Source organism: Acinetobacter sp. NRRL B-65365, from assembly GCF_001605865.1.
In the GTDB taxonomy this organism is placed as follows: domain Bacteria; phylum Pseudomonadota; class Gammaproteobacteria; order Pseudomonadales; family Moraxellaceae; genus Acinetobacter; species Acinetobacter vivianii.
In genome coordinates, this window is the sequence record NZ_LRPD01000003.1 from 114,514 (window position 1) to 129,938 (window position 15,425).

Annotated in this window: 14 protein-coding genes; 13 read left to right on the plus strand and 1 reads right to left on the minus strand. The window is 41.7% G+C overall.

Translation table 11 applies throughout. The features are described 5' to 3' along the window. Positions 1-85 precede the first annotated feature (85 nt). From AWW72_RS02245 to AWW72_RS02275, 7 genes are all read left to right on the plus strand, one after another. A complete protein-coding gene (locus tag AWW72_RS02245; RefSeq protein WP_212815488.1) occupies positions 86-484 on the plus strand; it encodes a cation efflux protein, CzcI-like in 399 nt (132 codons plus the stop codon). A 234-nt stretch (positions 485-718) separates the two neighbouring features. Then, entirely contained in the window at positions 719-895 is a 177-nt protein-coding gene (locus AWW72_RS19385; protein ID WP_171254660.1) for a hypothetical protein, read from the plus strand. 181 nt (positions 896-1,076) lie between these two features. Continuing rightward, complete coding sequence (locus AWW72_RS02255; RefSeq protein ID WP_212815490.1) at positions 1,077-1,475, plus strand: cation efflux protein, CzcI-like; 399 nt, start codon at positions 1,077-1,079, stop codon at positions 1,473-1,475. Positions 1,476-1,528: 53 nt separating this feature from the next. Next, positions 1,529-2,950 carry a TolC family protein gene (locus AWW72_RS02260; protein WP_062846308.1) on the plus strand — a complete coding sequence of 474 codons (1,422 nt, stop codon included), beginning with the start codon at positions 1,529-1,531 and terminating at the stop codon, positions 2,948-2,950. Continuing rightward, positions 2,950-4,188, plus strand: coding sequence for an efflux RND transporter periplasmic adaptor subunit (locus AWW72_RS02265; RefSeq protein WP_062846309.1), 1,239 nt, complete (start codon positions 2,950-2,952; stop codon positions 4,186-4,188). Before AWW72_RS02260 ends, AWW72_RS02265 begins: the two co-directional genes overlap by 1 nt. Further along, complete coding sequence (locus tag AWW72_RS02270; protein ID WP_062846310.1) at positions 4,178-7,345, plus strand: efflux RND transporter permease subunit; 3,168 nt, start codon at positions 4,178-4,180, stop codon at positions 7,343-7,345. Before AWW72_RS02265 ends, AWW72_RS02270 begins: the two co-directional genes overlap by 11 nt. Positions 7,346-7,589: 244 nt before the next feature. Continuing rightward, positions 7,590-8,528: a cation diffusion facilitator family transporter gene (locus tag AWW72_RS02275; protein ID WP_005260015.1), complete on the plus strand. Its 939-nt coding sequence runs from the start codon at positions 7,590-7,592 to the stop codon at positions 8,526-8,528. A gap of 32 nt (positions 8,529-8,560) precedes the next feature. Here the strand turns inward: AWW72_RS02275 and AWW72_RS02280 are convergent, their stop codons facing one another. Continuing rightward, positions 8,561-8,899, minus strand: coding sequence for a zinc-ribbon domain-containing protein (locus AWW72_RS02280; protein WP_005260013.1), 339 nt, complete (start codon positions 8,897-8,899; stop codon positions 8,561-8,563). A 218-nt stretch (positions 8,900-9,117) separates the two neighbouring features. On the opposite strand from AWW72_RS02280, the gene AWW72_RS02285 reads away from it, so the two are divergent. The 6 genes from AWW72_RS02285 to AWW72_RS19285 all read left to right on the plus strand — a co-directional run. Further along, positions 9,118-10,737, plus strand: a complete 1,620-nt coding sequence (locus AWW72_RS02285; protein ID WP_062846311.1) for a hypothetical protein — start codon at positions 9,118-9,120, stop codon at positions 10,735-10,737. A gap of 173 nt (positions 10,738-10,910) precedes the next feature. After that, on the plus strand, positions 10,911-11,846 hold the full coding sequence (locus AWW72_RS02290; protein WP_005260009.1) for a hypothetical protein: 936 nt from the start codon (positions 10,911-10,913) through the stop codon (positions 11,844-11,846). A 283-nt stretch (positions 11,847-12,129) separates the two neighbouring features. Continuing rightward, a complete protein-coding gene (locus AWW72_RS02295; RefSeq protein WP_062846312.1) occupies positions 12,130-13,047 on the plus strand; it encodes a hypothetical protein in 918 nt (305 codons plus the stop codon). A gap of 190 nt (positions 13,048-13,237) precedes the next feature. Then, the gene (locus AWW72_RS02300) at positions 13,238-13,405 is read left to right on the plus strand and encodes a helix-turn-helix transcriptional regulator (protein ID WP_249409139.1); all 168 of its coding nucleotides are present in this window, start codon (positions 13,238-13,240) and stop codon (positions 13,403-13,405) included. After that, positions 13,392-14,603: a DUF3631 domain-containing protein gene (locus AWW72_RS02305; RefSeq protein WP_062846314.1), complete on the plus strand. Its 1,212-nt coding sequence runs from the start codon at positions 13,392-13,394 to the stop codon at positions 14,601-14,603. Before AWW72_RS02300 ends, AWW72_RS02305 begins: the two co-directional genes overlap by 14 nt. A gap of 248 nt (positions 14,604-14,851) precedes the next feature. Further along, the coding region (locus AWW72_RS19285; protein WP_155858537.1) for a hypothetical protein at positions 14,852-15,425 on the plus strand (574 nt) is incomplete at its 3' end.

Sequence of the window (15,425 nt, forward strand, 5' to 3'; positions counted from 1 at the left end):
ATTGACCGAACATTGTTTTGTAATTTTATTACATTGGCATCGCTTGCTATAGTGCCTTTGTGCAATTTACTGTAATGGTGCGCTGTTGCAACGTTCGATCGTTTTTATGACCCTCTTGCTAAGCTTGTTCATGTTCCAAGGTTTCTGGAATGTGGCGGCAGCATTTTGCGCGCATGAAAAGTCGGGCCAGCACAGTGAACTCAACCATTTTGGGCATCATGCTCCTGAAAAGAATCATGTTTCCGCAACGCATTCATCTTCTGCTGTTCAGGATAATGCGAATGTCGCCTCATCTTTAAATTTGCAAGATCATCATGATCATTTACCATCCTGCTCTTATATGGTGGTGATGCAAACCCAGCAACCGTGGAATGCCCCTGTTTTGCGGTCGCATGAGATCGAACACAATTATGACTGGTCTAACGCTTACCAGTCACCGCACTTATCCGGATTAAATCCGCCTCCGATATTGACCTCGCTATAGGTGAGGTAGCCCAAAATAACTCACTAGAAATATATCTATTTCAATGGGTTATTTGTCCTTAATGAAACGCTTAAAAGATTCGAATATGTATTGATCATCAGTGCATTCTTGAGATTTTTAGCATCTCCAAGTTGTTTCTGAATCAAGCGTTTATTGAAGATGAATTCACCCTCACTCTATTTCTAAATGATGGAAATGGAGCATGAATCCACAGATTTAAATAAGGTGAATGTTATGTCTTTTAAATTAAATACAGCAGTATGTGCTTTGGTTTTATTAGTTTCAGCAAGCTGGACCAATGCAGATGGTGGTTTGATTTTTCTGGAAAAGAATTTACAAGCTCAGCAACAAGCCAAAGCCAAGCTAGAAAATCATATTGAGCACAGGCAGTGTAAGCAGACGTGTAAATAAGTCATTTTAATGGGAATGGAAGCGGCTGAATAAGTTTGGTCGTTTCCTGCTTTTAAGCTGTGATCACATGATGATTTCGCCTTAAGCTGGGATTTTGTAGCTAAATCAGAACATGTAATTTTATTACATCTGCTTTACTTGCTATAGTTCATCCGAGCAATTTTTGTCTAAAGAGTAAACTTTGCGTCGTTCTACTATTTTCATCACCGTCTTGCTGAGTTTGTTCATGTTTCAGGGTTTCTGGAATGTGGCGGCAGCTTTTTGTGCGCATGAAAAATCGGGCGAGTACAGTTCATTCAATCATTTTGGGCATCATGTCCCAGAAAAGTCTCAAGTTTCTGCTCAGCATGTCGTTGTTGTCGATCAAGATGCTTCTGATTTGCCGATGCCTTTAAGTTTGCAGGATCATCATGATCACTTGCCGTCCTGTTTTCATGTGGTGGTAACGGAAGCCCAGCAACAACTGGATGAACCGATTTTACGAATGCATCAGGCAGAACAAAAATATTACTGGTCTAACTCGTATCAGTCCCCACATCTTTCTGGATTAAATCCGCCCCCTGTATTGACCCCGCTATAGGTGGGGTAGCCGAAAAATAGCCCACCGCAACCTTATTATTTGCGGGGCTTTATATGTCTTTAAATTTAAATCAGCGTATCTGTGCATTGCAAAAAAATGCATCAGATAATCATGCCCATTCATCCTCATTTAAATGGTCAGCGTTAGCATTTGCACTAACAGCTGTGCTTTTTAGCCAGTCTGCAACAGCAGCGTCTTTGCTTGATATCAATCATGCTTCGACCCCAGCGACACAGCGGAATGTGAACTTTGAACAAGTCTTGCAAGATGTGAAACAGCATCAGGCAGGTATTGGTGTCTGGCAAACCCAGCAAAGCATTGCCGAGGCCAATGTTAAACAAGCACGTTTATGGACAAATCCCAGTATTTCGATTCAGCAAACTGATTTTCGCTCAGGTAAAGATAAGGAGCTGGAATTTGGTCTTTCACAAAAGCTCGATGTTTTTGGCGAACGTCGCGCAGCGGTGAAACTCGCTGATGTGCAAGCTTCCCAAGTTGGTCTGAATCAAGAGCTATACGATGCGCAACTCGAATTAGCGGTGAAATATTTGTGGTCACAAGTCGTGGTTCTTGAGCTAGAGCATGACGTTGTTCGGGCACAGCTAAAAACCAGTCAGGCGACTTTGGATGCGACACGTTTAAGACTTCAGGCGGGGAGTATTGCACAGGTCGATTTAGACCGTACCTTGATGGCACATATTGAAAATCAACGGTTATTTCAGCAAACCGAACTGGCGCTGGCGACAGCAAAGCGTCAACTGGCAAATTTATGGGGCAGTACGGACAATCGTTTCTCTGCTCAGGCAAGCAATGTCTGGCCGCAACAAAAAGATTTGCAAGCTTATGTGCAGAACAACTTATTTGAGCGAGCGATTCAGCTCGATATTGTGCGACAAAAAGCCAATATTGATTATTTAAAAGTTTCTAACCGACCAAATCCGACGGTCAATTTAGGCATGGTACAAAGCAAAAGTGCGGAAACCAATTCAACGGATAACAAGTTCAGAGTCGGCATTGATATCCCATTGAATATTTTCAATCGCCAACAATATTCATTGCGCATTGCCAACGCAAAACAGGATTTGCTGGTCAAGCAGCAACAGTTTTATAAGCAACAAAACCTAAATGCCATTCAGACCTTAAGTGCAGAGTTGGCTGGCCTGAAACAACAGTTTGATCTGGTGAATCAGCGACAAATTCCATTGTCTGAAACGGTGCAGGAAAAAATGCTGCTCGGTTTCAAAGTGGGTAAATATGCCATTACCGATGTGCAGCAAGCCACCATGCAACTGCAAGAGCAACGCCTGAATAAAGTGCAGTTACTTAAAAGTGCATGGCAGAAACAGATTGAGGCAGAGAGTCTGGCACTGGGTATAGAACCTGGTGTGGTGAGTTCAAGCGATGCCTTAAATCAGATCAATCAAAACCTTTGGAAAGAGACCAGTAACCTTCCCGCTGTTGTAGGAGCAGAATAATGTCGACGAATCAATCTAAGAAACAGTGGTTTTGGGTCATCCTTGTCATGGTGGGAGGTTTGGTACTCAGTGCACTGCTATTTTTCTCTGGAAAAAATAAAACAGGAGAGGATGCAGCAGCTTCAAAGGAGCATGAGCATGCCGAAGGCGAAGAAGGGCATACTGAAGGGGAAGCTGGGCATGGTGATGAAAGTGAGGAAGGTAGCTTAAATCTGACGCCAAAACAGATGACTGAATATGGCGTTAAACTGGCTCAGGTGGGGGTCGGCGAAGTAGGGCAGCAATATGCATATCCTGCGAAACTGGTGCCGAATACCGATCAACAAGCCCATGTTTCTGCAACTTTTGCGGGACGAGTAGATAGTGTGAATGCTGCACTCGGCGAACAAGTAAAGAAAGGACAGGTTCTCGCGACTTTGTTTATTCCGGAACTGGTGGATCAACAAGCCAATTTAAGTATTGCTCAAGAAGCCTTAACGCTTGCCCAGCAAGATTATCAGCGTGAAAAGCAACTTTGGGAACAAGGCGTATCTGCACGTCAGGATTACCAGCGCGCTTATAATGCTTATCGTCAGGCTCAGATTCAGGTACAAGCGGCTCGTAGTCGTTTATCTGCTTTGGGAGCATCGAGTGGCAGTCAAGGTCGTTATGTATTGACTGCACCTTTAAGCGGGATTGTTAGTCTGAAAGATATTGTGGTGGGTGAGCAGATTACGCCAGATAAGCAATTGTTCGTGATTGACCAGCTTGATCAGCTTTGGATTGAATTTATTTTACCCAGCGTGAATAACATCAACATACAGCCAAACCAGCAGATCGAATTTAAGTCACTGCAAACCAGCAATACGTTTAAAGCACAAATTCAGACTTTAACCACAGCAGCAGATACCCAAACGGGACGTTTACAAGTACGCGCCAAAGTTCTCACACCTGCCAAAGAACTACGACCGAACTTGATGGTTAATGTTCTTTTGGATGGCACAGAGAAAAAACCAGTCCTGCGTGTTGCCAAAGCCGCGATTCAGCAGATCGAAGGTAAAACGACTGTTTTTGTAGCCAAGCAGGAAAAAGATAAATTGCATTTCACCCCAACCCCTGTACAACTGGGCAATTACTCAAGTGATGGGCAATGGGTCGAAATTCAATCAGGCCTGACTGAAAAACAGCAATATGTCAGTCAAGGCAGTTTCCTTTTGAAATCTGAGATGGAGAAGGGAGAAGCCGAGCATGGACACTAAAGATAATTTAGGACTTCCACCTGCGGAAGGTCTATTTGACCGTATTATTCAATTTTCCATTCGCAATGCGATTTGGGTGATGCTGTTTGTGGTGGCATGGATCGGCGTCGGCATTTATAGCTATCAAAAGCTTTCAATTGATGCCGTTCCTGACATTACCAATGTGCAGGTACAAATCAACAGTCAGGCAGGTGGATTTACTGCGCCCGAAGTTGAGCAACGGATTACCTATCCGATTGAAAATGCCATGTCTGGGATTCCAAATCTGGAGCAAACCCGTTCGATTTCCCGTTATGGTTTATCCCAAGTTACGGTGATTTTTAAAGACGGCACGGATATTTACTGGGCGCGTCAGTTGATCAATCAACGCTTGCAAGAGGCCAAAAGTGCCTTGCCTGACGATATTGATCCGCAAATGTCACCGATCTCCACAGGTTTAGGCGAGATTTATCAATGGGTGGTCAAGGCCGAACCAAATGCCAAAAAGGCTGATGGTACGCCGTATCAAGCGATGGATTTACGTGAAATTCAGGACTGGATTATTCGTCCTCAATTACAACGCGTCGCGGGTGTTGCCGAAATCAATAGCATTGGCGGTTATAACAAAACCTATGTGGTTTCTCCTGATCTGAAACGTTTGCAACAACTGCAAATTCCCTTAACAGACTTGCAAACGGTGTTGTCTGAAAATAACGAAAACCGTGGAGCAGGCTTTATTGAGGACAATGGACAGCAACTTACCGTTCGTATCCCGGGGATGTTGAAGACCGTTCAGGATATTGAAAATGTCACGGTCAGTACCAAAAATGGTTTGCCAATTCGTGTGGCCGATGTTGCAACGGTTTCGATTGGGCATGATCTTCGAACAGGTGGCGCGACCTATAACGGTGAAGAAACGGTACTCGGGATCGCGATGATGATGATGGGCGAGAACAGTAAATCTATCGCTCAGGCATTAGATCTCAAGATGCAGGAAATCAAACGTTCATTGCCTGAAGGGGTGGTGATCGAAACGGTATATAACCGTAGTCATCTGGTGGATAAAGCCATCAAGACTGTGGCCAAGAACCTGATTGAAGGCGCAATTCTGGTTATTGTGATTCTGTTTGTGTTCCTTGGTAATTTCCGAGCTGCATTGATTACCGCCTGTATTATTCCGTTGTCGATGCTGTTTACCCTAACAGGTATGGCAGAGCAGAAAATCAGTGCCAACCTGATGAGTTTGGGGGCACTGGATTTCGGAATTATTGTGGATGGTGCGGTGGTGATTGTCGAAAACTGTATTCGACGGTTGGCTGAAGCACAGCATCACAAAGGCCGATTGCTCACACGTTCTGAGCGTTTTACCGAGGTGTTCTTGGCAGCGAAGCAGGCGAGACGCCCGCTGATCTTTGGACAAATCATCATTATGGTGGTGTATTTGCCAATTTTTGCCCTCGCTGGAGTAGAAGCGAAAATGTTTCACCCAATGGCGATGACAGTCGTATTGGCACTGATTGGAGCCATTATTTTATCGGTGACCTTTGTTCCTGCGGCAGTGGCTTTATTTGTTACAGGCGAAGTGAAAGAAAAAGAAAGTCGCTGGATGGCTGCACTGAAACGTAATTATGAAGCCTTGCTGGATAAAGCCTATGCTTTCCGTTATGTCGTGGTCGCTGGTGCCGTGAGTATTTTGATCCTCACGGCTGCGATAGGTTCTCGTGTAGGAAGTGAATTTGCACCACAACTCAGTGAAGGTGACTTTGCTTTACAGTTAATGCGTGCGCCGAGTACAGGCATTGAGGAGTCGCTCAAGATTCAGGAAAGTGTTGAGAAGCAACTCCTTGCAGAGTTCCCTGAAATCAAAGCGATCTTTGCGCGTACAGGTACTGCGGAAGTGGCAACAGATGTCATGCCACCGAATATTTCTGATGCAGTGGTGCTGTTAAAGCCCCGTGATCAATGGCCTGACAAGTCGGAAAGCATTGATGAACTGCGTACCCGTATGTTGGCTTATGTGGAAAAAATCCCAGGGAATAACAGTGAGTTTTCTCAACCGATTGAACTCCGTTTCAATGAGCTGATTTCAGGTGTGCGTAGTGATATTGGGGTGAAAGTTTTTGGTGATGATATGCAGGTATTGAACCAAGAGGCAGAAAAAGTGGCTCAAACGCTCAGAACGATTACAGGAGCGAGTGAAGTCAAAGTCGAACAGACGGATGGCTTACCGCTACTCAATGTCGATATTGATCACGAACTTGCTGCGCAATATGGTCTATCGGTTAAATCCATTCAGGATCTAGTCGCCGCGAGTATTGGTGGACAAAGTGTCGGGCAGATTTTACAGGGTGACCGTCGTTTCGATTTTGTGGTGCGTTTAGATGATGTAATGCGTACGCCGCAGCAGTTGGCGATGTTGCCGATTCAGCTTCCGAATGGTGGTCTGATCAAACTACAAGATGTAGCGAAGGTTGAAAATATCTTGGGTCTGGCACAGTTGAGCCGTGAAAATGGTAAACGCCGTGTTGTAGTGACCACCAACGTTCGAGACCGTGATTTGGGTTCATTCGTGGGTGAAATGCAGCAGAAACTGGCACAGCAAAAATTACCAAGCGGTTATTGGCTCGGCTATGGCGGTCAGTTTGAAAATCTGGCTTCGGCCAAAGCCAGAATGCAAATCGTTGTGCCACTCGCATTGCTGATGATCTTCATTCTGCTAATGGCGGTCTTTAATAATTTTAAAGAGAGTTTATTGGTGTTTAGTGGTGTGCCATTTGCCTTGTCTGGCGGCTTGGTTGCGCTGTGGCTACGCGATATTCCATTGTCGATGTCTGCAGGCGTAGGCTTTATTGCCTTATCGGGTGTCGCGGTACTGAATGGTCTAGTGATGCTGAGTTTTATCAAGGAGTTGAGAGAAAAATTTGATATTCATTATGCTACATGGCATGGCGCCGTATTACGCTTGCGTCCGGTATTAATGACGGCCTGTGTGGCGTCGTTGGGCTTTATTCCTATGGCGATTGCTACGGGTACGGGTGCGGAAGTACAGCGTCCATTGGCGACGGTGGTGATTGGCGGGATTATTTCATCCACCTTGTTGACCTTGCTGATCTTGCCAGTGGTGTATCGCTGGATGAATGAAAAGTCCTCTGAGCATTCATCAGACATTTATAAGTGAGAGGTATTGGATTTACTTTTGAAGAATCAAAAGTAACAGAAATCCTTTGTTGGTCTGACGGCACTTCAGTGATGCCGCAGATCAACAGGCGGCATTCATACGGCCACCACGATGGTAAATGTAGCTTAGAGATTGGATAGAGAAAGATTTTAGGACAATTCGTTGCACTTCATTCTTCATATTCATCGATGATTTAAGATAGTGTAGAAAGAAAGTTGAACTTAAAAATTATAAGGAGTCCAACATGAGTGGACATCAAGGGCATGACCATAGTCATGCAGTTGTTACTGAAGGTAATGCCAAAAAACTCACGATAGCATTGGTGCTGACCACAACATTTTTGATTGTCGAATTTGTTGCAGGTTTAATCACACAAAGTTTGGCCCTGCTATCTGATGCAGCACATATGTTTACCGATGCAGCGGCATTGGCCATTGCATTGGCAGCGATCCAGATTGCCAAACGCCCAGCAGACAATAAGCGAACCTTTGGTTATCAACGCTTTGAAATTCTGGCGGCACTGTTTAATGCTTCCATGCTGTTTTTTGTGGCGATGTATATTCTTTATGAAGCCTATCAGCGTTTTACCCAACCTCCTGAAATCCAGAGTTTGGGCATGTTGATCGTGGCTTCAATCGGTCTGGTGATTAACCTGATTTCGATGAAGATTTTAATGTCGAGTGCTTCTGAAAGCCTGAATATGAAAGGTGCCTATTTAGAAGTATTGAGCGATGCTTTGGGTTCAGTCGGCGTCATTATTGGTGCGGTGATTATTTATTTCACCAACTGGTATTGGGTCGATACCATTATTGCTGTTGCGATTGGTTTCTGGGTTTTGCCAAGAACGTGGATTTTACTCAAACAGAGTATCAATATCCTGTTAGAAGGTGTACCAGAAGAAGTTGATGTTGAGAAACTACGCAATGATTTGCTGGCATTAGAAGGGGTGGAGAGTATTCACCAGTTAAAAGTCTGGGCGATTACCTCAAAGAATATTCATCTGACCGTACATTTGTTTGCACCGAATGCGGATCGTAATCAGCTATATCGTACTGCAACCGAGATGCTATCGCATGAACATGGTATTGCCGAGGTGACACTCCAAATCGAAGATGATGCAGAAATGAATTGCGAACATACGCATCAACATGCTGAGGAACATGGTCATTCACATCAGCATTAGGCTGATGTGAATATTAGTGCTGTGATGCGCTATTAATTCTGCCATTCATGGTTGCAGTCACGGCATTTCCAATGCTTTTGCGCTTGCATAAATGCTTGCATCGAAATTTTGAAATCTGGCAGATCACGCCAGAATAAAACCCCTGCAATCACACAGACTGCAAAAACCACAACCGTTGCGATTTGGAGGGTTTGTCCAGCACCATTACCGAAAATCCACATCCCAATGCTGATCAGCACCAAAAACAGTAAGATAAAAATCGCAGGCACTAAAAGCACCAGACTTTTTGGCACATTCGGGCGCGGGCTGTTGGCACCCTGACTCGCAGGCATAATTTTCACGCTTTGGCATTTAGGGCAACGGTATTGCATAGAGGGTTCCTATTCTGTTTTGTCCATTTTAGCGAAATTTATGTAAAAGCAAAAATGCTGAGCGATTCAAATACATAACTTTACTTATTTGTGGCGTTGAGCCTCTGTGATGAGGATTGCAAATATGGAACTACAGCTCGTCTAAAGCTAGTCGCAAAAGCTTCGACAGTCATGTTAATTTGCTGGATGAGTTGGCTGAATAATGCGAAAGGATACGCATGTTACCCACCAAAATTTTAAAGTTACGCTTGTCCCGAATCCAGAAGGGAGCACAGCATCTTTCTACACAAGATAAGTTGATGCTGGTGACATCGGAAAGCCCAGATCTGAGCGCCAATTTTTTATTGCGGCTTTTTAAAATATCTTTGCCCAAGCAATGGAAATTTCATCACGAGAATGATGAAGACATCGTCTATGCCTCACAGTTGATTCAGCTCATTGAAGACGAGTTTATTGAGGCTTATAGCGCTCACGCACGCAAATATGGCTGGTATGAGCAATGCTTGATGTATCAGCTTAATTTTGTAGTGCGACAACCGACTCAACAGCAAATCAATACTTATTTACGTCAGTTGGATCAATGTCTGGATCAGCCGCCGAAAATTGAGCTATTAAATTATTTTCAGCAGCATTATCCGTGCGCACCGCATGCCAATGCACTTGCGAAGGCTTATGCAGGTGCAGGGCAGTATACGCAGGCGATTGAGTATTTTGAATGGGCCGCAGCACAATCATCTCAATTTAATGAAGTGGCTTTTTATGCGTATATTCAATGTTTACTCAAGCGTAATCAGCCCGAATATCAATCTCAGGTCAGCGATATCGAATATGCGATTGATCTGCTGGCACGATATCAGAAACCGATTGATCAAAAAGCATATCGGAACATCTTGCAGCAGGCAGTCAGCCTACTCTTGCCAGAATCGATTCTACAGACGCGTGCGACAGTAACCCGTATGGTGGCTGATGTTGGGCGTAGCTTAAATGCTTTGGGAAAAACATTAAATGGCATATGGGGTGGACGGGAATATCATTTACCTTTTAGTCAGGAGGTGATCGCCAGCGCACCACAGCTTTTAACCGAGCACAGCGTGTTGGCGGGCTTGGCTCAGGCGAAGACGATGCAGAATGCTTTACAACATTCTTTGGAAAAATCGTCTCATCTTATAGTTAGGCCGGACCCTTCATTACTCCAGTCCCTATGGCAAGGGATGCAACAGGAACCCACAATTCTGGAATTATTGGTAGAGCCTGCTCAATATGATCAATTGATAGAGAGGCTTCAGCAGCGCACATCACAACGCAAAGATGCAACACGTTCTGAAAATATTCAGCTGATTCTGCAACACGGTTTGATGGCGTATTTAGGTGAAGTGCGTTTGGATAAACAGCATCCAGAACGCGATGCTCTATATGCCAAACGTGATCATGTGGTGACTGAGATGACTGCTTTTGCAAATTGGTTTTATACGGAAATTTTATCGCCTTATCTTCAACAACAGAACCACCTGTTTAAACAGATCCATGTTTTATGTCTGCAATTAGATGAAACCGCATTAAGTAGTGGATTATTTGCATTACAGTTTGAGGTGCAGCAGCGAGTACAGGATCTTGCGAGCTGGATGCAGCCCAAATTGGAAAAGGGCAATACGTTTGAGTACATGCAGGTGGCTTGGGTGGCATTGCGAGAATTACCGAATTTTGAGCTGGCATCTGCCCAACAAAAAGTGCAACAGATTGAGCTGGCATTGGAACAGTATAAGCGTATTCGTTTAAGTCAAACGCAGATACTACAACCTGTTCAAGCTGCAACGCCAATGAACCCAGATGATGACTAAATTCATGTGATCAGGAGATAAATCAGTGGCCGAAATAAATGAAACTGTGCAACAAAAATACGCAAATTGTCTTGTAGGGCATGATAATCTACAGAAAAACGTCGAATAAGTTCAGAAAGCAGATCGTTGCTCATAAGAAATGAGTCAGTAAGAAAGGGAAGAGGGAGAACATCTTGAATCGACAAGATGATAAAAAGGCGATGTTCGATATTATGCCAGCAGATACAGAAGTATCTGGTGTGAAACCATCATTATCACGTCGACTCATCAATAAGACCTTGCAACACGCACAAGATGCCGTTGAATTTGCCAGTGACACCTCACGCAATATCGCAGGTGTAGCGGATGCTGCTTTAGATGCGCTGGATCAGGTGACGCATCATACCAAGCGTGGTGTGGAAGGGATGCGCAATACAGTTCGGGATATGGTCTCAGAAACCAGTGAGGCTGCACGTCAGGTGGCTTTGGCGATGGCGAGAGCATCATTGGGCAAAAGTAGTCTTACCCTGTATTTGCCAGAAATGTTGCTGAATAACCAGATTCGCAAGCGCATGGATCGCTCAGAGATTGATGATATTAAAATTGAATGCGGCAATGACCGTTTTCATATTGAACTTGATGGACATTACCATCGGTTTTTATATCGGCTTTCACTCGAATTTAATGTCTTAGAATGCCGTATCGGACAGGAAAAATATTTACGCTTACGTCAGGTCGATGAACATCTTGATTTGCAGATCCGTCATGGCGGGACGCTCACCAACTGGGCGGCACGTCGTGTGGGCAATGCCAGTTTTGAACTGATTAATTCTTTACCGATTCCTTTTCTGATTAATCATCTGATTCGTGATGTCCCCGGGATTCAGAAAGAAGGTCATCGCCTGTGGTATATCGATCTGGAAGAAGCTGGCTTTATCGATTTCATTAATAACCGTTCGTGGATGGTCGATAAACTATTAAGTCTGACTGATTTTAGTATTTTGCCGGGTTTGAATATTTTGCAAGAGAGTCGTGAATTGGTACAGCAACTGGTTGATCAGTTTGAGATTCGCGGTTTACGCGTGCAATCGGGTCGTTTGGAAGTACAGGTCGGCATTGGCACAGATTAAGAAAGCAAAAGCAAAAAAAAGCCACTGTCAATGCAGTGGCTTTTTAGAATTTGGCGTCCCTACGGGGATCCTTATTAATTTGTTAATGATTTGATTTTAATAAAAATAAAATATTTTAAATCTGTTTGATACCGTTATATATACCGTCAAAAAAACGAGCTGTAGTTTTTAGTATGGTTGGGATTCACTTTAAAAATTATCCCTTTTCTAGGATTTTGATTGTAACAGGAATGTTATCTTTTGTAATCTTGAACAGCTTGTATCTAAAAATCTTGGAATAAAAATGAATGATGTTGGATTGAAAGCTGAAATATTGCCAAACAGTGAAAAAGATAAGTACTTAGGTATCAATGATTGTATTGAGCAGTTGAAAATCTCAAAATCAGATTTTGCTGAATTGATCATACAAAATTCACTAGAGCCAAAATTTCATTGGTCTGGATATCTTGAAACTCAAATGACCATAAGTTTACTTGAGTACACTCGATTTTTTGATAGCAAAAAACTGAAAAATTGTTCAATAGAGGAATGGGAGGATATTTCTACAAGTACAGAGAAAGTCACCCTTGATGGTTATGTTAATTTCGAAGGATACATATCTATTACAGGGGCAGAATATTTCGTAGTGGAATTATTGAAAAGTGGGGCATCGAAAAAGATCTGTATTAATGACATATATTTAATTGATGATCTTACACGTGATTCATTTGTTATTCTTATAGATCATAAGCAGAAGCTTTCTAAAAAAGTAAGGTCTTGTAAAAAAGAATTGAATAGTAGTGAGATTTATACAATTTATTCAGGTTCGCCCAATCAAGAATTAAAAGTAGAGGACTGTAAGTTTTTAAAAGATGATATCTTTCAAATTATTGAAAATTACAAAGAAATTGAAATGGAGTTAGAGGATAACAAGAGAAACAAATCATATAGTGGTAAAGAACTATTTGGGATGATTGTCCCAAGTGTTATTCGTTATATTCGGGAAAGGGATCAAATTAAGGTTAAGCCTCAGCAAGACGATGGTGTTGGTGGTTTGAAAAAAGCAGTTGAAGAATATCTCGAAGGTGATGAATCATTGAAATTTCTTATCCGTAATTTTAAGAAGAATTGGCAAACAGTGATAAATGGGAAAAAAGAGGGTCAAGGTAAAAGTATTTTGGATAAAATTTTTGAAGAAGAAATAAGAAATACAAAGGTTTGAACCTTGACCCTTACGACTGATTGCTTAGTAATCAGGATCAACGTAGATAACATTGATCTAATCATTGAATATGGTCCTCAAGCCAATAACGGCAGACACAGAGGACTTTTGAATGCAATCAAGTATTCAACAAAATGATAACGTAGGGTCAGCCACGCTACCTAAAACAGGTTACGCAAGCCTAAACGATATGCTTCCACATCTACCTATTAAACGGTCAACCGTGTGGAAATGGGTTAAGGATGGTCGATTTCCTGTACCAGTGAAAATTCATACATTAACACGTTGGCGGTGTGTAGATATCCATGCTTGGCTAGATCAATACGCAGGTACAGGAGCATGTGATGGAGGAGTGTGAAAATGAAAAAGGCTATTCAGAAATAGCCCTTTCACCTGATGAGCAGAATTGCAGTTCTGCTCCTTCAGAATCTGATCAAATTGAGAGTCAATCAGGACTACATCTTAGCATTGTAGATATAAGAGGTGAGCAAGAAGTTTGTAAAGCAGATGATCGGCCAGTAGAGGGCAAAGAGAATCAACTTTACATTCTTGTTCTTGCTTTGATTGACCGATTCATTAGTTGTGATGAACATCAAAAATGTGCAATTGCCTTATGGATTATTCTGACTTGGTGTATTAGTGCATTTAAGATCGCTCCAATTCTTGCTATTACAGCATTGACTAAAGGTGCAGGAAAGACACAGGTACTCACATTAATTTCGAAATTATGTTATGAGCCACTTTCAGCAAGCAACATCACAGCTGCATCTTTGTTTCGAGCAATCGAAAAATTCAAACCGACTTTTTTATTAGATGAGTACGATACTTATCTCAAACAGAATGAAGATATGCGAGGGGTAATCAATGCAGGATTTGAAAGCAATGGTTATGTGATTCGATGTGATGAAGATTTTACACCTATTAAGTTTAATGTGTTTTGTCCTAAAGCTTTAGCTGGAATTGGGAAATTACCTGAAACGATTCAAGACCGTTCTGTTGTGATTCAGATGTGCCGAAAAAGAAAAGGTGATGTAAAGGAAAAATTACGACATGCGGATGATGATGATTTTGATAGTCTCAAAGATTTAATAGCCTCTTGGGCGCAAGAGAATCTTGATGAATTGACAAAAGCTCGACCTGAAATTCCAACTCAATTAAGTGATCGAAAACAAGATTGTTGGGAAGCACTGTTAGCAATAGCAGACCAGTTGGGGGAGGATGTTGCAATTCAAGCACGAAAAGCAGCATTAGCACTTTCTGGAAAGAGTAATGATGAAGCACCTGTATTTGAGGAGATATTAATTGCAATTAAAGCAATATTTGACAAACGTGGAGTAGACAAAATTTCTACAGCAGATTTAATAAAATTCTTGTGTGAAGATGATGAAGCTTTATGGAAATACTTTAATAATGGACGTGTGATCACTGCACGACAATTAGCAAAGTTACTTAAAGAATTTAATATTGCATCAAAACAAACACGGTTCTTAAATATGACATGCAAAGCATACCATTTAGCTGATTTCGAGGAGAGTTTTGCTAAGTACCTTGAATAATAAGAAACAACGAAACATATGTAAAAACAAAGGCTTATGATAAAACATAAGCCTTTGTTGTTTTGTTTAAATATTTATAAAAAACAATGGATTGCTTGGGATGTTTCGTTGTTTCGGCATAAATGTATTGTTCAAACTACACTAAAGTGGGGGATAAAATATTATTGCATGTAACGTGTTACTAAAACTATGGAATCTGATTTTAGGAGAAAGTAAGATATTTCTATAATTTAGTAGGATATATGGTAATGATGAATAATTATTTCTTAAAAAAGATAACAGCGATTGTAACTAAAAATGTAGGTTTAGTAGTAGTTGATAATATTTCATTGGGTATCGCAAGTGGGGTCAAGAATGCTGCTGAAGAAATTAAAGAATATGCCGTGCTTTATAATGATGCTCTTTATCATATGCAAATAAGGACTTTTCTTGAAACAATGGATTTGAACCAAGATGAAGTTAATAAATTTTTTAATGATAATTTAGATAATCAAAGATTAGGGGTCGAAATATTTAAAATCTTAGAAAGTACAATTTTAGAGAAGCAATCTAAATATATAGCAATAGCTTTTAAAAAATTCGTTAGAGAAGAGATAGAATCAAGAAAATTTCATCAATATTTACATATAATTAATCAACTAAATAGACACATTGTTGATGAAATCGAACAGGATCTTGAAAATGTTGAAAAACATACTTTGCATGGACTGCCAAGTATAGATAACGAAATAAGTGTAGTTGCTTTTACATCCATTAATGCCTCAAAAAATCAGACATTGCAGAATATTGGCTTTTTGGTAGAAAAAACGGAAAAACAAGAGT